The following is a 22,069-nucleotide window of genomic DNA, read 5'->3' as shown; positions in this document are numbered from 1 at the left end:
TATCAGGGCAATGTGCCTTGTGAGACCAATGAGTAATGATCTAAACTCCTAATTTATAAACAACTTAATCTAATTCAGGATTTTCAATGTTTACCAAATTGACTCCGGTCATTGCGATTGCCTTACTTTCAGGCTGCACGCTCACCAACAGTGAGCAATACCATCAGGAAACCCTTGCAGCGATTCAATCTTCAGAAACAAATCTCACACAAAAATTTACTCGTTTAGAGAGTCAGGTAAGCGATCAAGCTGAACACATTGAAAGTCTACAATCTAAGGTCGACATGCTGGATAAAGAACTGATGAAGTTCAAATACGAAGCCATGGCCGAAGTTAAGAAAAAACGTGAGCCTGTGCTAGTACCGACTCAAGTCCAAGTTCAAGCTGCTCCGACCCAAGAAGTCGTGTTAGGTGAGATTGAAAAGGTCACCATAGATTCCATCAAGCAAACTTTTGACACTCGCATCGATACCGGTGCAGCCACGTCTTCACTCAATGCCGTCGACATCGAAGAATTCGAACGTAACGGCAAGAATTGGGTTCGCTTTCACTTATCAGACGGTGAAACCGCGCTAGATGACACGAACTGGATTGAAGCCCCTATTATCCGTTTTGTGAAAATACGACAAGCAACAAGCGATCAAATGGAACGCCGCGCAGTCGTGGAATTGTGGGTAAGATTGGGCAAGATTCACGAAAAAACACAGTTCACTTTGGCAGATCGTTCTCAGATGACCCATCCTGTGTTATTGGGTCGTGAATTTATCCGAGATATTGCAGTGGTGGATGTCAGCAAACAATACATCCAAACGAAAAACGAACAAATACAATAAGGTAGCTTATGACGTCTAAAGTCCCTTTTTATATATCGGTCGTCCTGCTTATTATTGCAGGCATCGCTTTAAGTATGTTCAGGCATCAGACTTATGGCGTTCCTTGGACACCGGGAGAAACCCGTCAGGTTTGGGATATTGAAGCTCGTGTCGAGTTCAATGCTCAGGCCAAACCCGTCAAGGCGTCATTAGCCGCACCACACACTCAGAACGGATTCACGCTAATCAGTGAATCCTCTTCGTCACCAGGTTACGGCGTTTCATACGTTAATACGGAAACAGGCCGCCGTGCAGAGTGGTCAATTCGCCACGCGGTTGGGGCACAGACTATCTACTACAAGGCACAGTTCCTTGTTGACCCTCAGGCGAAAGTAGAGCCACTCAAGCCAGATCAAGATATCACCCCACCAACCTTTGATGGCCCGACAGAAGCAGCAGCGGTCTCATTAATTGAACGTGCCAACAAACGTTCTGCTGATGACATCACGTTCACTCGCGAGCTGATAAAAATCCTTAACGATTCAGATAGCCAAAATGCCGCTCTATTGCTAAACAAGATGTCCAAAGTGGAAGCGGTCGATAAAATCCTTGCTCACGCTCAAATACCAAGCAAAGTGGTTGGTGTCATAGAACTAGAAGATGGCCGTCGACGCCAGACTATTCAGCAGATGAACCAAGTATGGGATGGTAAAGAGTGGATTCTGTTTAACCCTCAGAACGCTAATCAAGTCATTGCTGAGAACATCCTTGTCTGGGATGAGTCCAACGTATCACTGCTTGATATCATCGGCGGCCAAAACAGCCAAGTTCACTTCTCGATGATCGCTCAAGAAGTTTCACCAAAACAGGCGACTCTGGACAAAGTTGAGGCAGACGGTCTGCTTAACTTCTCTATCCATAGTTTGCCACTTGAAGAGCAGGCGATGTTTAAAACCATCATGCTGATTCCGATTGGTGCACTTATTGTGGTGTTCCTACGTGTCATCATTGGCCTGAAAACCTCCGGTACCTTCATGCCAGTCCTGATTGCGGTTGCCTTCGTTCAGACTCAGCTTGTCACTGGTATTGTCGGCTTCCTGCTGATTGTCGGTACTGGTCTGGTAATACGAAGTTATCTCTCAAGGCTAAACTTGCTGTTAGTCGCTCGGATTTCTGCCGTGATTATCACGGTCATCATGATCATCTCAGTCTTCACGGTAGTCGCGTTTAAGATTGGTTTGACCGAAGGTCTGTCGATTACCTTCTTCCCGATGATCATCCTTTCTTGGACCATCGAACGTATGTCGATTCTATGGGAAGAAGAAGGCGCTAAAGAGGTTATGCTGCAAGGCGGTGGTTCATTAGCAACAGCCGTACTGGTTTACCTAGCAATGACCAGTACTTACATTCAGCACCTGACTTTCAACTTTATTGGTCTTCAGCTGATTGTTCTGGCAGGCATTCTGCTACTTGGTACTTACACGGGTTACCGCCTAACTGAGCTACGTCGCTTTAAACCACTAGCGGAGGACTAAACGATGCTGACACGTTTAACTTCGCAGTTTACATCGCCAGATAAGCTTCGCCATAAAGGCATTATGGGCATGAATCAGCGTAACCACAGCTACATTGGTCGTTACAATGATCGCTCAAAATACCCGTTGGTGGATGACAAGCTTAAAACGAAAATCATTGCTCAGCAGCATGGTGCGACGACACCTGAGTTAATTGGCGTGATCAGTAGCCAAGTGGAAGTCAAAACCATTCATAAAATGGTCAAAGACTGGCCGGGTTTCGTTATTAAGCCTGCTCAAGGAAGTGGTGGTAAGGGCATCTTGGTTATCACCTCTCACAAGGACGGTATCTACACCAAACCGTCTGGCGCTACGATCAACCAAGAAGACGTTGAACGCCATATTAGTAACGCACTGGCGGGTCTTTTTTCGCTAGGTGGTAAAAACGATGTTGCTGTTGTTGAAAACCTGATTAAGTTTGATGACTGCTTCGACGGGTTCAGCTACGAAGGTGTACCCGATGTGCGAATCATTGTTTTTAAGGGCTACCCTGTCATGGCAATGATGCGCTGCTCCACTGCCGCCTCTGATGGTAAAGCAAATTTACACCAAGGTGCGGTCGGTGTGGGCATTGATATCGCAACAGGTCGCGCAGTAAGAGCCGTGCAGTTCGACCAACCCGTTACGCATCACCCCGACACGGGTAAAGAACTGGCTACGCTACAAGTACCTCATTGGGAACGCTTGCTAACTTTGGCCTCGAGTGCCTGGGAAATGACAGGCTTGGGCTACATGGGTACTGACATGGTTCTGGATAAAGAAGAAGGGCCTATGGTGCTTGAGCTAAACGCTCGTCCGGGCTTGGCCATTCAAATCGCCAATGGCGCAGGTCTACTGCCTAGACTGCATCATATAGAAAACCTTGGCTCACCAAGAGTCTATCCAAGCGCAGAAGAACGTGTCGCTTATGCGGCCAAGCAGTTTGGTATATTCGCCAATGAAGTGACAAGCTAAAAGCTTTCAATAACTCAAAAACCCGCGACATGCGGGTTTTTTAATCGCTGAAGTAAAACGTTCAAGCCAAATTCACACTAGCGTGTTCCTTGCACAAACCGTATTTTAACTTGATCTTATCAGCCACTTTTTCGGCAATCATGATCGTTGGTGCATTGGTATTGCCGCCTACCAAGGTGGGCATAATTGAGGCATCAACAACTCTTAAACCCTCAACCCCATACACGGAAAGATTACTGTCTACCACAGCCAATGCATCTTGTTCTGTTCCCATTTTGCAAGTTCCGACCGGATGATATTGAGTGTCAGCACGGTTTCGAATGTCTTGCTCAATCGCGCTATCATCACTCGCATCAACGGGATAAAAGCTGTCTCCTCGCACATCATCAAACGCCTCACTTTCTAGCATCCGATGCTGCTTTTTCCACGCCTTGATCATCACCGACATATCATCGGGGTGGCTGAAGAAAGCAGGGTCAATGCTTGGTGAATCATACGGGTCTGCACTTCTAAGCTTGACTGTTCCTTTGCTCTTGGGCCTGAGCAAGGTGACGTGGCTACTAAAGCCATGACTCAGGTGGATTTTCCTCGCGTGGTCATCAACGACAGCGACAACAAAGACAAATTCAAGATCAGGAACTTGTACTTCATCATCAGAACAAAAGAACCCAATTCCCTCTGCATAGTTACTGGTTAACTTCCCGCTCCGATGGCGTCGCCATTGGGGGATCGCTTTACCTATATCTGCGGCCATTTGTAATGAAATACCAAAAGTCGAGCGCTTGGCATTACATTTATAGGAATGGATAAGATCAATATGATCTTGCAGATTCTCACCCACACCTGCGAGTTCATGGACCTGGAAAATACCGTGCTTATCCAACTCTTTTTTCGGTCCAACACCGGATAGCAGCAAAATTTGTGGCGAGCCAAATGCCCCAGCTGAAAGAATGACTTCTTTTCGACACTTAATCTGAAAGCGCTTTCCTGCTATGCCATACTCCACGCCAATAGCTTGCTTATCACGAAACAGGACTTTATGAGTTGTAGCTTTAGTCACGACGGTAAGATTAGGACGAGACAAATTGGGAGTCAGGTACGCTTTAGCCGCACTACAACGCTCACCATTGAGCTGAGTCACTTGAGTTGCCATCGCGCCGAGTTGCTCAACGCCATTGATGTCCTTGTTTCGCGGTATACCAATAGATTCACATGCCTGAAGGTAGCTCTCAAGCATCTCACTTGGGCTACGGAGGTCAGTGACATTCAGCGGCCCACCCTGGCCGTGAAATTCATCCTGGTGGACTTCGTTATTCTCAGCCTTTTTGAAGTAAGGCAAACACTCATCATAGCTCCAGCCGACATTGCCTAAACTTGACCACAAATCATAGTCATAGCGATGCCCGCGTGCGTACATCATGGCGTTGATCGAACTTGAACCACCCAGTGTTTTACCACGTGGCTGATAGCCTTTGCGCCCGTTGAGGCCTTTCTGTGAAACCGTCTCAAAACCCCAGTTATTGTGCTTAGTCGGCATCATTGCGACCATTCCGACAGGAGTATGAATAAAGGGACTGGTATCTTTACCGCCAGCTTCTAATAGGCATACGCTGATGCTGGGATCTTCAGATAAGCGAGCCGCTAACACGCACCCGGCAGAGCCTCCGCCTACAATAATAAAATCATAACTGCCCATCAGTTAACTCCTCAGCACAAATTCAGGGGAATATAGAAGTGGGGAAACGCCTCTACTCGCCCAAGTACGCACTTGGATATGCAGACTGATCTGCGAATCTATTTGGCTTGCTCTTTGAGTGCAGGATCGGGCTTTCCAACAAACCATCGAACCGCCAGTTTCTGAATCGGATTTCCATAGGGCGGCGTGAACAAAGCGATTGGAAACCACCGACGCACCTGCAACACACTGCGCGCATGGCTAAGCTCACGAAAGCCTTCTTCCCCGTGATAATTACCGATCCCAGAATTGCCAACCCCGCCGAATGGCACTGAATGATTCAGCACATGCCATCCCCAGTCATTGATCGTCACGCCACCACTGTGTGTTCGAGCCAGTAACGCTTCGCGCTGTTGCTGATCATGACTAAATAGATAACACGCGAGAGGTCTTGGACGCTGATTAATGTAATCAGTGACTTGCTCCAAATTCTGATAGCCGAGGACCGGAAGCAGTGGACCAAAAATCTCTTCCTGGCAGATACGCATCTCAGGCGTTAGTTGGGTGGCGATGAACAAGGGCGTCTTACGTCCCTCTCCATCCTCTGGACATTGCGTTATGACCGCTCCTTTGCGACGAGCATCCTCTAACAATTCTTGGAATCGTTTCGCCTGAGCGTCATCGATTAGAGAGGTATAGTCATGGTTACCTCGAATCGATTTGTACATTGCTTTGTGCGCATGGGACACGGCTGTGACAAACCGTTCCACTTTATCTTCGGGGACAAACGCATAATCTGGCGCAATACATATCTGCCCAGAGTTGAATCCTTTGCCATGAGCCACACGTTGAGCTGCAAGCTCAATATCAAAGTCATCAAAAACAATAACCGGAGACTTTCCTCCTAGCTCCAACGTCACCGGAGTAAGATTCTTCGCCGCATTAGCCATAATAACTTTGCCGCTCTTCGGTGAGCCAGTAAAAACAAGATGGTTAAATGGAAGACTCGAAATATCCATCGCTTGTGGATGGCTACCCTCTACGACGCGAACCAAGTCGGTTGAATAAATCTCGCTCAATAGCTTGGTCAGTACTCTCGTCACGGCAGGGCAGTTCGGTGGCATTTTTATCATGCAGCGATTGCCCGCGGCTAAAGCAGTAACGAGCGGACCAACAGAAAGGTAAATAGGGAAGTTCCATGGGCAGATAATACCAACCACTCCTTTGGGCTGATATCTCACCTCAAGCCTATTTCCTTTGAATAGCCACTCCGTTGGACGACGGCTTGGCTTCATCCATCGTTCGATGTGGCTCAAGACATGATTGATATCTAGTATCGGGGCTAGGACATCCGCCATAATCGACTCGGTATGACTACGGCCACCAAAGTCTTCACTCATCGCATCCGCGAGAACATCTTGATATCGAGATAACTGCTGCTTAAGTGCTCTTAAGCGTTGCTTCCTGACGCTCAAACTTGGCAGTGGTTCATTTTGGTATGCCAATTGAAGCTCATTGAACCAAGTTGTCAGCTCACTTACTGAAGCGTCAGACGCCAGTGTATCGCTGTCGGTAAGTTGTTTTGTCATCGTATTCATCTGAGTGACCTCGCATGTCCCAATACCTTATTACAACATTTCGCTAACATGACGCACAGGTGTTAGAGAGACAGAAAACGGTGAAATTCGGACACAAATAACAGACCTAATGGCGTCCTTAGGCTATAAAGAATCCTCGAGCTGGCAATGTGTAAGGGAAGAAAGGAAAATGGAGTATAGTGCGGTTTATGAACCCGATATGCAGGCTTTTGGTATCCTAGATGTACAGCTGTTAACAAGGTATCTGGAACATCAGATTCCAGTCGAAGATCTGCTTAAAGGCAGTGGAATATCGCTTGCGGAGCTCTACTCTCCAGACACACATATCACCCTCGCTCAGAAGCTAATCATTTTTAGTAATGCGACCAGCCTATCAAACGAGCCTGCTCTGGGCTTAAAAATAGGTCAACAAGCGCGTTTCAGTGACTTTGGTGTTCTTGGGTATGCGGCTTTTAGCAGCAGCACGCTACTCGATGCCTTGCTACTTGGCTTCAAATATCTGCGTCTTGCCGGCCCCGTACTTAGAAAGAAAATGTGGATTGAACAAAATCGCGGTTATTTTCGCGCAGAACAACTTATCGAGCTCGATTCTCTGCTTCCTTTTTGCTGCGAGTACTGGTTTGCAACCATTCAAAATCTGTGTGAAGAAGTAATGCAACAACCGTTTCCTTCTCATGTGCTCAAATTTCCTTACCAGAAGCCAGAGTATGGAGACTTGTATAACGAGCTGTTTCGCTGCCGAATTGAATTTGATAGCCAAGATCTGGAATGGGAGTTTGACGCAAGCCAATTACACAACCCTCTGCCGTCAGCGAACGCAATGACGCTACAGATGTGCTTAAAGTCCTGTGACGAGATGTTGGCTAAAGTTAGCAGCACGCCAAATTTGAAAGAAAAAATTACTCAGATATTCATTGAACGGCCTGGTCGCTACCCCTCGATTGAAGCACTCTCTTCTGAGCTAGGAATGTCATCTCGTACATTACGTCGCCACCTCAAGGCCGAACAAACAGGCTACCAACAAATATTGGATCACGTCCGCTTTCACCTCGCGAAACATTACCTTGTTTCAACAGGCTTAAATATCGAAGAAATTTCTGAGCGGGTAGGCTTCTCAGACAGTGCAAATTTCCGCCATGCGTTTCGCAAATGGAATGGCTGCTCACCGAAGGCGTTTCGTAACCAAGCCGCTGACGCTAAACAAAAAAATACCCGCTAACTCAGCGGGTATTCTCTATCAGCTTGTCTTTATAGCTCTTCAATCAGTTCTTGAGCTTCCGACTTGTCTTGCTCAGCTTGTCCAAAGCCTCTTAGACCAACTACATGAACATGCTCATGGTCTTTAAATACTTTACGTACTAGCTTGTAAGTGGTGCCCTTCTCTGGGCTGATGTTTTCTGGTGCCGCAATCAACAATTGCATATCCAGACGGTCACACAGTTCAAACAGAGTCGAAATCGACTTAGCATCCAAACGCGCAGCCTCATCTAGGAACAACAGTCGACAAGGAACAATGTCTTTACTGCGTAGACGACGAGACTCTTCTTCCCAGCTCTGAACAACCATCAGAAGAATCGACTGACCAGTACCGATCGCTTCACCCGTAGACAACGCACCAGATTCCGCTTGTAGCCAACCATCTGAACCACGGCAGACTTCAACACTCAGCTCAAGGTAGTTGCGGTAGTCCAGCAGCTCTTCACCCAGAACTTGAGGGCTGCGTTGCCCCATATCAATATGTGGGTTAACGCGCTGGAACAACTTCGCCATCGCCTCTGAGAAGGTATAGCGAGAGGTCTCAAACAAGTCTTTGTGCTGTTCTTGCTGTGAAGCTAGACCATGAAGCAAAATTTCGTGGCTTTCACGAATCTTCACATTCAAACGAACACTTCTTACCTGACCAAAGGCAATGTTCGACAAGCCTTGGTTTAGCATACGGATGCGGTTTTGCTCACGCTGAATCGTTTTCTTGATGATGCTAGCGACAGATTCAGAACTGATCGCGAGGCGATTTTCACGTTGCGTCAGTTCTTCGGTCAATCGCGCCAGCTCTACTTCCATCTCTTCAATGGCCTCAACCGGGTCATCGGTATGGATGATATCCTGACGAATGCGTTCACGCAGATGCTGGTACACTGCGATATAGAACAGTACCTTACGCTCAGGGCGTGCATTGTCTTCCGACAGACGTAGGGCATCACGTAAGTCATCGTTATCTGCCACCGCCAGACGCAACGCGCCCAATGATTTATCCGACATCGAGCGCAGCTCATCCGCTGACATATAGGCCAGCTCACGTTTATGCAGACGACGTTCGACGTCGTTTTCACGTGCTAAGCGCAGTACTGAGCACCAACCTGCTTTCGCTGCAACCACAAAGGTGCGCAGCTCAATGTACTCTTTCTGGACCTTCTTAAGACGTTTTGCCAGACCTTTCATTTCCAGCTCTGTCGACGTGATGGTACGCTCGTATTCACTCTTACGACTGCGTGACGTATGCAGACGTTCCTGCAACTCGTCTCGACGACGCATGGCGCGCTCTTGTGCGCCTTCGTCTGCAGTAACACCAAACTCTTGAAGCTCTTGCTTAAATTCTTGAACCGTTTCCTGCTTAGCCTGATGAGAACTCTTCAATGAAGCCAAGACCTGGTTGTACTGGTTCATCTGACCTTGAGATTGCTTCAGTTCGTCACGAGAACGTGTACGCTGCCTCTCCGCTTCAACAAGCTTAGCCTTGAGCTGTTCACTCAGTTCGCTGCTCTTGTTTAGCAAGTCCACAGAGTCAGAATAAGCAAAGTAATGGCGACGCTCCACCAAGTCAGACAACGCAAAGATCTGCTTCTTAAGTTCCTGTAACTGAGCATCCGCTGCCTGATATTCGGCTTCTAGCGCATCGAATTGCTCAGGGTCAGCTTCAAGCGCTGAGGCGATTTTTTCCAGTTCAGAGACTGTTTTCGCGTGGCTGCTCAAAAATGCTTTCGCTTCAGACAGCTGAGCGATTTTTTCTTCAAGCTCTTCAAAACGTAGATTCAGTGAATCATCTTCAATCAGCGCCATCATTGGTGCTAATTTATCAAGCGAGGACAACGCCTGCTTACTTGCTAACAATTGAGAGCGTTGCTGCTGCTCTTTAGCATCCAAATCTGCCAGCACTCGTGACACTTGATTACGCTTCTCACGAGCCACTGTCAGCGATTGCTCTGGATCCGCTTCAAAAGCAACCTGAATGTGCTTAGCAACAAAGTTGTTGAATACCTGATACAGACGCTGAAGTTTTTGCGAATCAAACGCGGCTTTCGCATGCTGCTCAACCACTTCTTCGCGCTCATTACGCAGCAGCTCTAAACGTTGTTCACGCGCAGCACGACCAAACAGAGGAATTTCTGGGAAACGTGAGTAACGCATCTGGCGATCGTTCATGCGAACACAAACCGCCCCTTCCAATTCTTCAGCATCGAATGAGCTGTCATCAAAAGCATCGATATCGCCTTCAATGATGTAAAGGTCTTCAGGACAATCGTCTAGCTCAACCAGCTTTTCTTCAATACCCGTTAAGTCAGACACCACAATCGCATGACGAGATGGACCGTACATCGCACTGAAATAAGGCGCATCACCAATGGTGATATCGTCATAAATCTCTGAAAGCAACACACCACCTAGTGTGTCAGCTAAGCCTTTCAGGCGAGGGTCATTAGAACCGCCCGGGGAAGCGAGTCGTTCAATTTCATTCTCTAAGTGAGTACGGCGCTCTGCGAGCTTTTCTTTTGCCAATGACTGCTGCTTTTCTTGCTCAAGTACCACTTGCATGTGGGACATAACAGCTTGGCTGTCATACAGATCAGCACCACTTTGCTCTTTGAGCGTTTCCAGTGCGTCGTGAGCTGCAATCCAAGTTGGCGCAATGGCTTCAAGCTTTTTGATTTCGCTAGCAGAATCCTGCTCTAAGCGACGCTGTTCGCTGCGCTGCTCGCGTACCTCTTCCTGAGCCATCTCAAGCGATTCAACCTGCATAGCGTGACGTTCACGCTCCTGCTCAAAGGTTAACTCATCAACGAGCTCAGCATGATGTTGCTTCTTATACGCGTCAACTAACTCACGGGCCTGACGTTGTTGATTGAGATTACGTTCTAGATCTCTGTGCTGCGCTCGCCATTGTTGTTCATTTTGTGCAATTTGCTCAGCATCTCGCGCTTGACGAATCGACTGCTTTGCAACTTCAGCGGCATTTTTACGCTCCACTGAGTTGCCAGCAATCTTACGAACCAAAGTAAGCGCCGTCTCAAACTGCTCAACGGCAGCTGAGGACATATCCAGTTTGTGTTTCACCGACAGCAAAGCGGCCGTGCTTTCTGATTCCTGATTTTTCAGCTCAGAGACCAATGAGTGTGCGCGCTCAGCAGTAAGGTCCTCATCCCCCAACAAGGTTTTCGCTTTCTCAAGCGCTTGAACCGCTTGTTGGTATTGAAGTGCGCGCGTTTGCTGAACGTCCAGCGCTTGCTGATAATCCGCCAACTGAGTCTTAAGGCTATCGACCTCTTCTTCCGCAACCGTCGCTTGCTCTTCCATCATCAGAACACGCTCTTGCGCTTCTTCAACGACCATCATCTGTTCTTCAAGTCGTTCACTCAGCTCTTCAAGATCTTCTTGGTAGCGTTCGATCTTTTCCTGCTGACGCAACGCATTCTGAACAAGCTGTAAGTGGTCGGAAGCCGCTTGATAGTCTTGCTCTAAAGCCGATTCAGACTCCACCAGCAGTTCAAGCTCTTCTTGAACGCGATTAAGTAAATTGTTTTGCTCAACCAGTGTTTCACGTGAGCCAAACAATTCAGAGCGCAGAGATAGAGTCTGCTCTAGCTTATTGCGACGATCGTTTGCATGGCGCATGTAGTCAGCCGCCACGTAATTCGTCGATTCGGTGATCAGGTGTTTAAATAGGTCTCGATCTGCTTGAGTCGTTTTAATCGCTTCAAGCGTCATGCGGTTTTCACGCAGCGCCGATTCCATGTCTTGGAAAGCTTTCTTTACTCCGCCATTCTGAGGCAGTAGGTAATCACGTAATGAGCGGGTAATCGCACTCGAAATACCACCGTACAGCGACGCCTCAATCAAGCGATAGAACTTAGAACGGTCACTGGAGTTACGCAACTTCTTAGGAATCACACCAAATTCAAACATTTGAGCGTGGTATTCGACAATCGAATTGAAAGTCTTAAGCTGAACACCTTCGTATTGCGCGACTGACTCTTTGATTTCGTTGATCTGACGAACACGCGCCTGAGTCGCAGAAACACTTTCAATCAGAATATCCGTCGGCTTCACGCTGCTTGGCAGCCCTTGAATCACGAACGGTTTAATATCCACTTTCTTATCACGACCCGCGACCTGCTGCAGCTTAACCGCAAACAGTAAGCGCTGATTACGTGAGTTCACAACATCCAATGCCGCATAACACGCACCTGGCTGCAATTTACCGTAGAGGCCTTTGTCACGTGAAGACTGGCTACTGCCCGCCTCGGTCGTATTTCGGAAATGCAGCAGCGTTTGGTCAGGTATCAAGGCTGTAATGAATGCCGCCATTGTGGTTGATTTACCTGCACCATTACCCCCGGATAACGTGGTAACTAAGCCATCAATGTCAAAGGTTCGCGCAAAGAAGCCGTTCCAGTTGACCATGGTCAGCGATTGATATTTACCTCTTTCAATCATGCTTCACCTTCTTCTAATTTTTCTGATTGAGATGACTCATCACCTTGTTCTGATTCTGCCAGTAAGCTGCCTTGGCTTGGCTCTTTGGTATGCACCACAGCTTCACCATCACGGATCAAGCGTAGCTGCGCTTCGCGCATGTCATCGCCCACACGGACATCAGCACCAAAGCGGAATACCGACTCACTGATACTGAATTTACCGGTTTCACCGATGTTGATGATCATGCCAAGGCGGCGTAAACGGCGCAGAGAAGTGCGGACTTTTTCAAACAGTTTTTCTTTATCTAAATCTGAACCAGTCGCGCGGTTGGTGACCAGCTTCATCAGCTTTTTCTCATCAGATAAAGCCAACAACTCTTCATACAGTTCCTGATTGGTAAAGATTCCCTCGTGCGCTAAACGCTCTGGACTTAGGTAGAGGAAACACAACACCTTACCCACCAGCATGTCAAGCTCAGACAATACACTGCGGCTAATCAGGGACGTTGAGCGCGGGCGAAGGTAGAAGAAACCTTCCGGCGCTTTCACCAGCTCAGTGTTGTAACGCTGGTAAAATGAAGACAGTTCAACTTCAAAGTCAGACAGCAGAGCGTGATTGTCGAGATCTTCGGTAGAAATATGACGTCCGGCACGAAGCATGCTGTCCAGCGCCGGGAAAAGTGGATTTGAAATCGCTTTTGCCAGATTTTCTGACATGTAATCATTAGTATCGGTCGATGACATTTGCTTGTACCTTTGCTCCGTATTCGTTAATTGCCTGCCAGTCTGGCTGAATCGCTTGATAATCCGATTCGGAGTAACCCAGACGTACTGCTTGATCAATGACGATACGAGCTAAATCGAAATGATGTGTGCGCGGATGCTGTGCTAGATAGTCGCGTAATACAGCTCCAAGATGGATAGCTGTACCCTGCTCTTTGTGTACTTTGAGCATGTCACCTATGCGCTCAGAAAGCTCATCATTCACTTGTTGGAATTCTTCATACTCCACTTCGAGAGGCACTTGTCCGGTTACTTCGTCATCTCGAAGAACCAGTGCTTCATCGCGGAGATCGACTAACCTTTCTGCATCGGCATAAGTCAGATACCAAGGTGTGTCGAAGTAGTCTTTGACTGACTGACGCAAACGCGTACTGAAGGCACGGTTTTTATCCATGTCAATTGCGGTGCGGATAAATTTATGCACGTGTCTGTCGTAACCAATCCATAAATCAATCGCTTGCTGGCCCCAGCTTGTGATGCGATCTAGTTTCATCTGTAAGCCAAACAAGGCCTCCTCAATAAATTCCAGTTCATCTCGTCCGTAAACAATTTCCTGAATATCAAGGATTTGGGTTTGTAGCTCATCACTGGCTGCTTGCAATGTATCTTGCAGCTCACGCAAGGTGCTAGACGTTTCAGATAACAACTCTTCACAGTTGTTGATCGCTTCACGCCAGTCTTTGTTCAGTAGCTCAGCAATCTGCACTTTGACAGTTTGTTGCTGCTCATCCATAACACGTTGGTTGAGATCGATTTGATCGAATATCTCACCCACGGAATATTTGAGCACGCCATAAACGTTCTTTTTCCAGTGCCCCGGCGTCCCGCCTTGCTGAGCAGATTCAATCGCTTTCGCCATTTCATCCGCCACCATCGACAACTGAATAGAGAGACGTAACTTAGAAAACTCACGATGGCGAACATAATAGTCCGTAATCCCAATCGCGAGCGGCGACAAGCGATAGATACTTGCGCCATCGTTCACTTCACTGGTAAAGCGGCTAATCAGCCTCTGCTTTACCATCTCATTAATTGCGTTGTTAGCCCGAAAAGCAGACGCTTCTCCGGTATCCTCAAATAATCGAGTGACGATAGTAAATGCGTCGTGCAATTCACCTTCACCCAATTCTTCATCAAACCTCTCATTGCTAAGCACTGCAATAGCGATGAGAAATGCGAGACGTTCAGTCGGCAGGTTTAATGAGAAATCGTGCTGCTTAACCCAGCCAACCAATTCATCAATAGGTTGCTCAGCAGCGTTGAGAGTCATCTCACTCATTATTATTCCTGTTCTTCTTTCTTTTTGGCCCATACATGTATGTATCGGCCTAGCGAGAGGTAGGGCTCTTGTCGACACAGCTGCCGCTCAAGTGCCACCACATCCTCTGTCTTGTAGTCGCCCATGTATTCTCTGTTTCCGATGTAATCACTAAAACAGCGAATACCAGCTTTGCCACAGATTTCAAAGCCAGCGTCTTCGATCCACTTGTAGACCTCTTCTGGTTTAAGCCCTTTCTGCGGCTGTAACTTAAATCGTTTTCGATGCGGCATGCCCTCTAATACATGAGGAATATTGCCACATACGACATTCTTGTAGACCAGACCATGATGGTTGTAGAACATGATGGAAGCTGCGCCTCCCGGTTTCACCTGCTCAAGCACCGTTTCTAAAGCGGGTTTAGGGTCTGCCAACCACTCCATCACAGCATGGAACATGACCACATCAACGGGCTGATCCAGATGCTCTGCAATGTTCTGAACTGGCGAATGAATCAAGCGATACTGCTCAAGCAAGCCATTTTTTTCAATATCCTGCTTGGCTAGTTGCAGCATTTCCAAAGATAGATCACATAAAGAGACGCGATGTCCGAGTTTAGCCAGCTTTTGCGACATTTGTGCTAAACCACCGCCAGCATCCAGCACATTGAGGCTTTTCCTGCTACCATTAACCGCACAAAGTAGTTGTTCAAGTTCTTCCCAAACAATGACTTGGCGTATCTCTCCTTTATCGGAGCCGTAGATGTTTTTTGCAAATTTGTGGGCAATATCGTCGAAATTGCGGTCTTCAGTCACGGCGGCTTAGGTTATTATGTCGAATCGTGCTGCTATTCTGTCATAAGAAAGGCAGATATAAAGAGGGATTCTCTTAAATTAAAATCAATTGGTGTTTTTTCGGACTATTTAAGTATGTTTGAGCTGAAAAAAGTGGTGTCATCCCTTTTAATGCCTTTGCCAGCAATGCTGATCATCGGTTTTTTAGGTCTGATGCTGATTATGTTTACAAGGAAGCAAAAAACAGGCTGTTTTGTTGTTCTATTCTCTTTCATTGGCATTTTTCTCATTGCATTCCAGCCAGTTTCATCTCGTCTCCTGATGCCGCTTGAGCGTCAGTATTCTGCATTTTTCCCTGTCGATGAGACGATCGACTACGTTATGGTCTTAGGCAGTGGTCATGTGGTGGATGATAAAATTCCACCCACTTCTGAGCTTAGTCGCACCGGCCTGATGCGATTGGCAGAAGGTATTCGAATTATGCGCATCTATCCGGGTTCTAAACTGATCCTGTCTGGATACGCCGGAGGGTCTGAAGTCAGTAACGCACGGATGATGGCGAAAGTGGCTCTAGCACTGGGGGTTTCAAAATCCGATATTATTTTGTTGGAAACCGCAAAAGATACGTGGGAAGAGGCAAGGCAAGCGGCGGCGTTTGTTAAACGCAAGAAGCTGGTTGTGGTGACATCAGCCAGCCATATGAAGCGCGCGCTGAATGAATTCCATTCTGCGGGCCTTAAACCTTACCCGGCTCCGACCAACTATTTAGCGCATGACAAGGTGACTCAGGCTTGGGCAAAATACGCACCTAAGGCAGTCTACCTAGAACAAACAGAGCGCTATTGGCACGAGACATTAGGCCGTATCTGGCAATCTCTGCGTGACTGGGCATCCGATTACGAAGAGAAAGCAATACAAGCTTCCGATAGTAATGTTTAATTAAAAAAATACCGAGGACATGCCTCGGTATTTTTTTGCTTATCTGTTTAGGTCAATCACCGGCAAACATGTACCCTTCGCCATGGACGGTAACAAAGATTTGTGGGTTCTTGGGGTCAAATTCCATCTTAGCGCGCATACGTCGAATTAACACATCGATGGTGCGATCATTAGGCGCATCAACTCTGTGGCTGATCATATTCAGGATACGTTCACGGCTCAGTACTTGATTCGGGTATGAGGAAAGGGCCACCAACAGCTCGTATTCTGCTTTGGTCAGTTTCACGGGCTCGCCATTTTTACTCAGAGCGCGGCGCTGAACATCGAAAGTCCATTCAGCAAAACGTACCACGTTACCTTCGTTTTTATTCTGCTCATTGACGTCGATGGCATTGCGAGCAGCGGCAATTCGCCACAATAGGTTTTTAACACGAACAAGCAGTTCACGAAGTTCGAACGGCTTGGTTACATAATCGTCTGCGCCCATTTCTAGGCCTACGATTTTATCAATGCTATCCGTGCGCCCTGTTACCAGGATAATTCCAATATCCGACTGACTGCGAAGTTCGCGAGTGAGCATTAACCCATCTTCACCAGGAAGATTGATATCCAGCATCACCAAGTCAATCTCATGATTTTGTAGCGTGTCGCGCATTTGCTCGCCACTTTCGGCTTCGCTGACCTGATAACCCTCATTTTGAAAGTACCCTACCAGCTTGCTGCGAGTCACTGCGTCATCTTCAACTACTAATACGTGATAGCTCATTTACACCACTTAATTACACTTGGAATTGTCTTCACTTGTATTCTATTCATAATCAGTAACAATTCTAGTCTTTGTCTGCTTACGATCCAGAAACCTGAGTGTTTATTGATTCAAAACAAACCTAGTCTCAGGCATTCATAACTTTCCATTTTCGCACTCAACCTGAAACAACCGCCATTACCGCTATTCATTTTTATTCGTTAAACTAATAGGTAGAATTTTCAGGAGTCTGAACCAATGCAAGAAATCAAAGCATTCAACGAAAAACGTGCCGAAATATACTGGTGGCTATCGAGCCTTTATGCCAAAGAGCTCACAGAAGAAAACCTTCAGCAATATCACTCAGCAGAGATCCGATCTTTCTTGACTGGGCTTGGTGAAAACCCACATCTCAAACCAGCAATAGACCGCATGATTGACGCACTAAACCGACTGATGGATCGCGACGATGCACAATTGGAACTCGCCGCTGACTTCTGCGATTTGTTTCTAAAATCAGATAAGGATTCCGCACTGCCTTACGCGTCAATGTACATCGGCAAATCCGGCCTGCTCAATGACCAGCCAGCGACTGATATGGAAAAGCTGATGGCAGAGCATGGTATCGAAGTCGAAAAAGGGCTTAACGAACCAGCAGACCATATCGCTATTGAGCTCGATTTTCTGGGCAACCTGATTATCCGTTCTAATGAGTTAGAACAAGATCGTCATATGGAAGAAGCGTTTGCAGAGCAAGAACAATTTATCCAACTGCACCTTCTGAGTTGGATTCCACAATTTAGTCAAAAGTGTCAGGCGTTGGATGAATTTGGGTTTTATTCTGCCATTTCATTGCTGTTGATCGCCTTCCTCGAGCTGGATTGCGCATATCTGAAAGGCGAGTAACCACATAGTAATTGTGTGATACGTAACTTATCACTGTTACGTTTTTTATTTGCTCTTCTGTGGTTTGCGGTCTAAAATCGTGACCGCAAACGATAAAAACGAATGAACTAGAGACAAACCGCTGAATACAGCGGTTTTTGTGTTTCTGATACTTTCTGCCGAACTATTCTACAATCTGAATATACTTCCTGGCAGTCATCGACAGGACAGAACCTTATGGCCACTATAAAAGACGTGGCACGCTTAGCTGGCGTGTCTACTACAACCGTTTCTCACGTAATTAACAAAACTCGCTTTGTTGCTGAAGCGACGCAGGAAAAGGTAATGGAAGCCGTTACCGAGCTGAATTACGCCCCCAGTGCCGTTGCCCGTAGCTTGAAGTGCAACAGTACGCGCACCATTGGTATGCTTGTGACTCAGTCTACCAACCTATTCTTTTCTGAAGTCATCGATGGTGTTGAGAGCTACTGTTATCGTCAAGGCTACACATTGATTTTGTGTAATACCGGTGGTATTTACGAGAAGCAACGCGATTACATTCGTATGCTGGCAGAGAAGCGTGTCGATGGCATTTTGGTTATGTGTTCTGACCTGACGGAAGAACTGAGCGAGATGTTGGATCGCCATAAAGACATTCCTAAAGTCGTTATGGACTGGGGCCCTGAGAGCTCACAAGCCGACAAGATCATTGATAACTCAGAAGAAGGTGGCTACCTAGCGACGAAATACCTGATTGATAACGGCCATAAAGACATCGCTTGCTTAAGCGGACACTTTGAAAAGGCAGCGTGTCAGGAGCGCATCCTAGGATTCCGTCGCGCAATGGGCGAAGCAAATCTAGCCGTGAAAGAAGACTGGATTCTTGAAGGTAACTTCGAGTGTGACACGGCCGTGCTAGCGGCAGACAAAATTGTCGCCATGGACAACAAACCAACCGCAGTCTTCTGTTTCAACGATACGATGGCGCTTGGTTTAATGAGTCGTTTACAGCAGAAAGGCATTCGCGTACCTGAAGATATTTCCGTGATCGGTTATGACAACATTGAGCTTGCCGAGTACTTCTCACCACCATTAACAACGGTTCACCAACCTAAACGTCGTGTTGGTAAAAATGCGTTTGAAATCCTTCTTGAGCGTATCAAGGACAAAGAACACGAAAAACGCGTGTTCGAAATGCATCCTGAAATTGTTGTGCGTGATACGGTGTTCAACTTAAACAAATAGCATGGTCAGTAGTCCGACTAATAACTCAATCTATTAGTCGGACATATCATTTTGACGCAATTTCCTTGAACCAAGATCACATTTGATCAATCGAGATGTGATACTTACCTCAAATTTTATTTATCCTTAAAATGTTCGACTAATGCCACGAACAGGGCAAACCACTTCGAAAGAGTGGGACGCAAAGCTTCCGGCCTGACTCAGGAGACTGAAAGGTAGCGGGGTTGCCGATGGGCAAATATGCAAACGATCCGTATCGTTTAAAACAGTACACTGTAATTACTATCTAGAGTTAAGTGACTAACGTGTGAGTTTTATTTCGGTATGACACCTTACTGACACTTTATCTGCATTATTTTGCTAATCTCTCGGACCTGAATTTGGTGGCGTATAATAATATACACCGAGATAACACAGCATGGATAAACCAATACTTAAAGACTCGATGCGGCTTTTTGATCAGCTTGGTCGTATAAAATCGCGTTCGATGTTCGGCGGATTCGGAATCTTCGCAGACGACACAATGTTCGCATTGGTGGTCAACGATAAACTTCACATCCGCGCCGACGACAAACTGGCTAGTCAATTCAAATCTGAAGGCTTAGAACCCTACGTTTATAAAAAACGAGGCTTTCCGGTCGTTACCAAATACTTCGCTTTAACTGACGACGTGGCTTCTTGCCCGACTCGTGCGCTCGCTCTGGCACAAAGTGCATTGGCGATCGCTAAGAAAGAGAAAACGTCGCAGGCTAAAACACGACCAAACCGCCTCAAAGACCTACCGAACCTTCGTCTGGCGACAGAGCGTATGCTAAAGAAAGCAGGTATCGATAGCGTTGAAAACCTTGAGGAGGCAGGATCGGTTGAAGCGTTTAAGGCCATTCAAGCAACGCATTCTGCAGAAGTTTCTCTTGAACTGCTATGGGCGCTTGAAGGTGCGATTAACGGCAAACACTGGTCAGTGATTCCACCAGAACGTCGACAAGAGCTGGTCAACAAACTGAACACCTGATCGACAAAATTGATGAAAAGCCAACCACTCAGGTTGGCTTTTTTATTGTTTGTGAAATTTAATCTTTGCCAAACGGTTCTTATTTGTTAACAATTTTTATTGAGTCGTAAGCCTGAGACTCGAAACAGAGGAAGTCGTTATGAATAAGAAACTTGTGCTGGGTGTGCTGTTAGTTGGCCTGATCGTTTTTCTCGGTATTAACTTTGGTCAGTACCTCACGTTAGAAAACGCGAAAGCCCAGCAAATCGCGCTTTCTGAATACATCAACAACAACTTTGTACTCGCAGCCGTTACTTATTTCTTAGCTTATGTCGCTATTACCGCCTTTTCGATCCCCGGTGCAGCGGTAGTTACTCTCCTCGGCGCGGCTTTGTTTGGTTTCTGGACTAGTCTACTACTTGTTTCTTTTGCCAGTACCATAGGTGCGACGCTGGCCTTCTTGAGCAGCCGTTTCCTATTGCGTGACTGGGTGCAGAGCAAGTTTGGCGACAAACTGAATGCCATCAACCAAGGCGTTGAAAGAGATGGTGCCTTTTACTTGTTTTCATTACGCCTGATTCCTGTATTCCCGTTTTTCCTGATCAACCTTCTAATGGGTTTGACACCACTTTCGACAGCGAGATTTTATCTTGTTAGCCAATTAGGTATGCTGCCAGGCACTGCGGTGTATTTGAATGCAGGTACACAATTGGCACAAATTGACAGCCTATCAGGAATCGTATCTCCTTCCGTGTTGGCCTCATTCGCGCTACTTGGGCTTTTCCCAGTTATTGCTAAATGGGTGATGACAAAAATTAAAGGTGCGCCTCAGGCACAAAATGGGAGCCCTTCTTGAAGATATTCACCGCCAATAACCCACCAGAAGCTCACATAGTCTGTGAGCTTCTCAAATCAAACCAGATTCAGTGTGAAGTACGAGGCGAAGGCATGTTCGGTTTACAGGGAGAAGTTCCTTTTGGTGAGAACTCCCAACCCTATGTATGGCTCCTCGATAACAAGATGCAAAATCATGCCAGCGCTATCATTGAGCAATATATGCAGCAAGCACCGTTTGGCTCTGAGTGGCAATGTGAGCAATGCGGAGAAACTAACGAAGCACAATTCGCTATCTGCTGGCAGTGTGGCGCCGCTGGCCCGGCTTAATTGATAACGGCTTGTTGTTTAATGAAGGCAATAGAGTGTTGATTAAACTCTTCTGGACGCTCGACATTGCACACGTGACCACAGTCGGGAATTTCCAGTAGCGTACTCTTCTGGTGCGCTGCAACCATTTCTTTGACCGGGCGAATAAACATGTAGTCCCTTTCCCCCATTAGATACAATGTAGGAATTGGCAGTTCACGCTCTTTGAAGTATCGCATCATCGGATTTACATCAGCCGTCAGGATAAACCAGCGTTTAAACTCTTTCTGGCATAGCTTCTTCGCTTCGCGGATAAATAGATGGCGAGATTCTTTTTGTGTACGCTGTGGCATGACGATATAAGCAAATAAGCTGTACAACCACATATAAGGCACTATGTGCTTACACAAGTTACCCAACTTCACCAATACTTGTGAACGCGTGTTCAGACGCGTTACAGCGCCTCCCAGAACCATAGATTTAACCCGACCTGTCGACATTTCTGCCAGATTTCTTACGATAATGGTTCCTAAAGACATACCAACGAAATGCGCTGATGTGATCTTCAAATGGTCCAAAACCTTAAGAATATCCGCCGTCACCGCTTTGAATGTATAGCGATTTGAGATCAACTCTTTGATGAACGGGTTCGACTTGCCATGTCCACGAAGGTCCACCAACAATAAGTTAAAATGCTGTCGATAAGCCTTGATCTGCTTGAACCAGATAGATGAGCTGCCGCCTGCACCATGCACAAAAACCACCCACTCATTACTGGTTGGGTGCAAATATGTTTTATGGAAGAGAAGCGTTTCGCTCATATTCTCGCAGTCAGTTAGGTCAATAATTTTGTGTCGGGCAGAGTACCACAAACTCTCAATATTTTAAGTCAGCTTATGCCAATTAAGCCCACAATTACCACAAATTAACCCTAAATTTAACTCAAAAAAGGCGCCATATAGGCGCCTTTTTTCATAGCAATT

The 22,069-nt window shown here is 46.7% G+C and carries 18 protein-coding genes and 1 riboswitch; of the genes, 10 read left to right on the top strand and 8 right to left on the bottom strand.

Translation table 11 applies throughout. From position 1 onward, the window contains the following. Positions 1-86: 86 nt before the first annotated feature. From F0265_RS13480 to F0265_RS13470, 3 genes are read left to right on the top strand one after another with little or no spacing between them, the layout of a single operon-like run. A complete protein-coding gene (locus tag F0265_RS13480; protein ID WP_171749272.1) occupies positions 87-833 on the top strand; it encodes an ATP-dependent zinc protease in 747 nt (248 codons plus the stop codon). 8 nt (positions 834-841) lie between these two features. Then, entirely contained in the window at positions 842-2,347 is a 1,506-nt protein-coding gene (locus tag F0265_RS13475) for an inactive transglutaminase family protein (RefSeq protein ID WP_171749271.1), read from the top strand. A 3-nt stretch (positions 2,348-2,350) separates the two neighbouring features. Further along, positions 2,351-3,340 (top strand): alpha-L-glutamate ligase-like protein, encoded by a 990-nt coding sequence (locus tag F0265_RS13470; RefSeq protein WP_006962898.1) that lies wholly within the window; start codon positions 2,351-2,353, stop codon positions 3,338-3,340. A gap of 61 nt (positions 3,341-3,401) precedes the next feature. Here F0265_RS13470 and F0265_RS13465 read toward each other — a convergent pair whose 3' ends face one another. After that, complete coding sequence (locus F0265_RS13465; RefSeq protein ID WP_171749270.1) at positions 3,402-5,036, bottom strand: GMC family oxidoreductase N-terminal domain-containing protein; 1,635 nt, start codon at positions 5,034-5,036, stop codon at positions 3,402-3,404. A 98-nt stretch (positions 5,037-5,134) separates the two neighbouring features. Continuing rightward, the gene (locus F0265_RS13460; protein ID WP_171749269.1) at positions 5,135-6,613 is read right to left on the bottom strand and encodes a coniferyl aldehyde dehydrogenase; all 1,479 of its coding nucleotides are present in this window, start codon (positions 6,611-6,613) and stop codon (positions 5,135-5,137) included. Positions 6,614-6,782: 169 nt separating this feature from the next. On the opposite strand from F0265_RS13460, the gene F0265_RS13455 reads away from it, so the two are divergent. Next, on the top strand, positions 6,783-7,832 hold the full coding sequence (locus F0265_RS13455; RefSeq protein ID WP_171749268.1) for an AraC family transcriptional regulator: 1,050 nt from the start codon (positions 6,783-6,785) through the stop codon (positions 7,830-7,832). 29 nt (positions 7,833-7,861) lie between these two features. Here F0265_RS13455 and mukB read toward each other — a convergent pair whose 3' ends face one another. From mukB to cmoM, 4 genes are read right to left on the bottom strand one after another with little or no spacing between them, the layout of a single operon-like run. Then, entirely contained in the window at positions 7,862-12,322 is a 4,461-nt protein-coding gene (mukB, locus tag F0265_RS13450) for a chromosome partition protein MukB (protein ID WP_171749267.1), read from the bottom strand. Next, entirely contained in the window at positions 12,319-13,047 is a 729-nt protein-coding gene (mukE, locus tag F0265_RS13445) for a chromosome partition protein MukE (protein ID WP_171749266.1), read from the bottom strand. Before mukE ends, mukB begins: the two co-directional genes overlap by 4 nt. Continuing rightward, positions 13,028-14,365: a chromosome partition protein MukF gene (gene mukF / locus F0265_RS13440; RefSeq protein WP_171749265.1), complete on the bottom strand. Its 1,338-nt coding sequence runs from the start codon at positions 14,363-14,365 to the stop codon at positions 13,028-13,030. The genes mukE and mukF overlap by 20 nt, the downstream gene beginning before the upstream one ends. A 2-nt stretch (positions 14,366-14,367) precedes the next feature. After that, entirely contained in the window at positions 14,368-15,159 is a 792-nt protein-coding gene (gene cmoM / locus F0265_RS13435) for a tRNA uridine 5-oxyacetic acid(34) methyltransferase CmoM (RefSeq protein WP_171749264.1), read from the bottom strand. 114 nt (positions 15,160-15,273) lie between these two features. Between cmoM and elyC the strand changes: the two genes are divergently transcribed. Next, positions 15,274-16,077: an envelope biogenesis factor ElyC gene (gene elyC / locus F0265_RS13430; protein WP_019277755.1), complete on the top strand. Its 804-nt coding sequence runs from the start codon at positions 15,274-15,276 to the stop codon at positions 16,075-16,077. A gap of 52 nt (positions 16,078-16,129) precedes the next feature. Here the strand turns inward: elyC and torR are convergent, their stop codons facing one another. Then, positions 16,130-16,843 carry a two-component system response regulator TorR gene (gene torR / locus F0265_RS13425; protein ID WP_082314200.1) on the bottom strand — a complete coding sequence of 238 codons (714 nt, stop codon included), beginning with the start codon at positions 16,841-16,843 and terminating at the stop codon, positions 16,130-16,132. A 237-nt stretch (positions 16,844-17,080) separates the two neighbouring features. Here torR and torD point away from each other — a divergent pair, with 237 nt between their 5' ends. The 5 genes from torD to F0265_RS13400 all read left to right on the top strand — a co-directional run bounded on the left by torD (position 17,081) and on the right by F0265_RS13400 (position 21,107). Further along, entirely contained in the window at positions 17,081-17,728 is a 648-nt protein-coding gene (gene torD, locus F0265_RS13420; protein ID WP_171749263.1) for a molecular chaperone TorD, read from the top strand. Positions 17,729-17,944: 216 nt separating this feature from the next. After that, the gene (purR, locus tag F0265_RS13415; protein ID WP_082314202.1) at positions 17,945-18,952 is read left to right on the top strand and encodes an HTH-type transcriptional repressor PurR; all 1,008 of its coding nucleotides are present in this window, start codon (positions 17,945-17,947) and stop codon (positions 18,950-18,952) included. Positions 18,953-19,097: 145 nt separating this feature from the next. Then, positions 19,098-19,184, top strand: a riboswitch (cyclic di-GMP riboswitch). A gap of 186 nt (positions 19,185-19,370) precedes the next feature. Then, complete coding sequence (locus tag F0265_RS13410; RefSeq protein ID WP_082314203.1) at positions 19,371-19,964, top strand: TfoX/Sxy family DNA transformation protein; 594 nt, start codon at positions 19,371-19,373, stop codon at positions 19,962-19,964. A gap of 139 nt (positions 19,965-20,103) precedes the next feature. Further along, entirely contained in the window at positions 20,104-20,799 is a 696-nt protein-coding gene (locus F0265_RS13405) for a TVP38/TMEM64 family protein (protein WP_171749262.1), read from the top strand. Further along, a complete protein-coding gene (locus F0265_RS13400; protein ID WP_171749261.1) occupies positions 20,796-21,107 on the top strand; it encodes a DUF2007 domain-containing protein in 312 nt (103 codons plus the stop codon). The genes F0265_RS13405 and F0265_RS13400 overlap by 4 nt, the downstream gene beginning before the upstream one ends. On the opposite strand, the gene F0265_RS13395 is transcribed toward F0265_RS13400, so the two are convergent. Next, positions 21,104-21,907, bottom strand: a complete 804-nt coding sequence (locus tag F0265_RS13395) for an alpha/beta hydrolase (protein ID WP_082314206.1) — start codon at positions 21,905-21,907, stop codon at positions 21,104-21,106. The two genes, F0265_RS13400 and F0265_RS13395, sit on opposite strands and share 4 nt — an antisense overlap. Positions 21,908-22,069 lie beyond the last annotated feature (162 nt).

The sequence above is a fragment of the Vibrio sp. RE88 genome (assembly GCF_013113835.1).
GTDB lineage: Bacteria > Pseudomonadota > Gammaproteobacteria > Enterobacterales > Vibrionaceae > Vibrio.
This window is presented reverse-complemented; position numbering and strand designations above follow the sequence as displayed.

Coding starts and splice junctions, on each gene's coding strand:
- purR (WP_082314202.1), top strand. CDS start 17,945: ATGGCCACTATAAAAGACGTGGCACGCTTAGCTGGCGTGTCTACTACA.
- mukF (WP_171749265.1), bottom strand. CDS start 14,365: ATGAGTGAGATGACTCTCAACGCTGCTGAGCAACCTATTGATGAATTG.
- elyC (WP_019277755.1), top strand. CDS start 15,274: ATGTTTGAGCTGAAAAAAGTGGTGTCATCCCTTTTAATGCCTTTGCCA.
- F0265_RS13455 (WP_171749268.1), top strand. CDS start 6,783: ATGGAGTATAGTGCGGTTTATGAACCCGATATGCAGGCTTTTGGTATC.
- F0265_RS13395 (WP_082314206.1), bottom strand. CDS start 21,907: ATGAGCGAAACGCTTCTCTTCCATAAAACATATTTGCACCCAACCAGT.
- mukE (WP_171749266.1), bottom strand. CDS start 13,047: ATGTCATCGACCGATACTAATGATTACATGTCAGAAAATCTGGCAAAA.
- mukB (WP_171749267.1), bottom strand. CDS start 12,322: ATGATTGAAAGAGGTAAATATCAATCGCTGACCATGGTCAACTGGAAC.
- F0265_RS13405 (WP_171749262.1), top strand. CDS start 20,104: ATGAATAAGAAACTTGTGCTGGGTGTGCTGTTAGTTGGCCTGATCGTT.
- F0265_RS13465 (WP_171749270.1), bottom strand. CDS start 5,036: ATGGGCAGTTATGATTTTATTATTGTAGGCGGAGGCTCTGCCGGGTGC.
- F0265_RS13480 (WP_171749272.1), top strand. CDS start 87: ATGTTTACCAAATTGACTCCGGTCATTGCGATTGCCTTACTTTCAGGC.
- F0265_RS13410 (WP_082314203.1), top strand. CDS start 19,371: ATGGATAAACCAATACTTAAAGACTCGATGCGGCTTTTTGATCAGCTT.
- F0265_RS13460 (WP_171749269.1), bottom strand. CDS start 6,613: ATGAATACGATGACAAAACAACTTACCGACAGCGATACACTGGCGTCT.
- torR (WP_082314200.1), bottom strand. CDS start 16,843: ATGAGCTATCACGTATTAGTAGTTGAAGATGACGCAGTGACTCGCAGC.
- torD (WP_171749263.1), top strand. CDS start 17,081: ATGCAAGAAATCAAAGCATTCAACGAAAAACGTGCCGAAATATACTGG.
- F0265_RS13470 (WP_006962898.1), top strand. CDS start 2,351: ATGCTGACACGTTTAACTTCGCAGTTTACATCGCCAGATAAGCTTCGC.
- F0265_RS13475 (WP_171749271.1), top strand. CDS start 842: ATGACGTCTAAAGTCCCTTTTTATATATCGGTCGTCCTGCTTATTATT.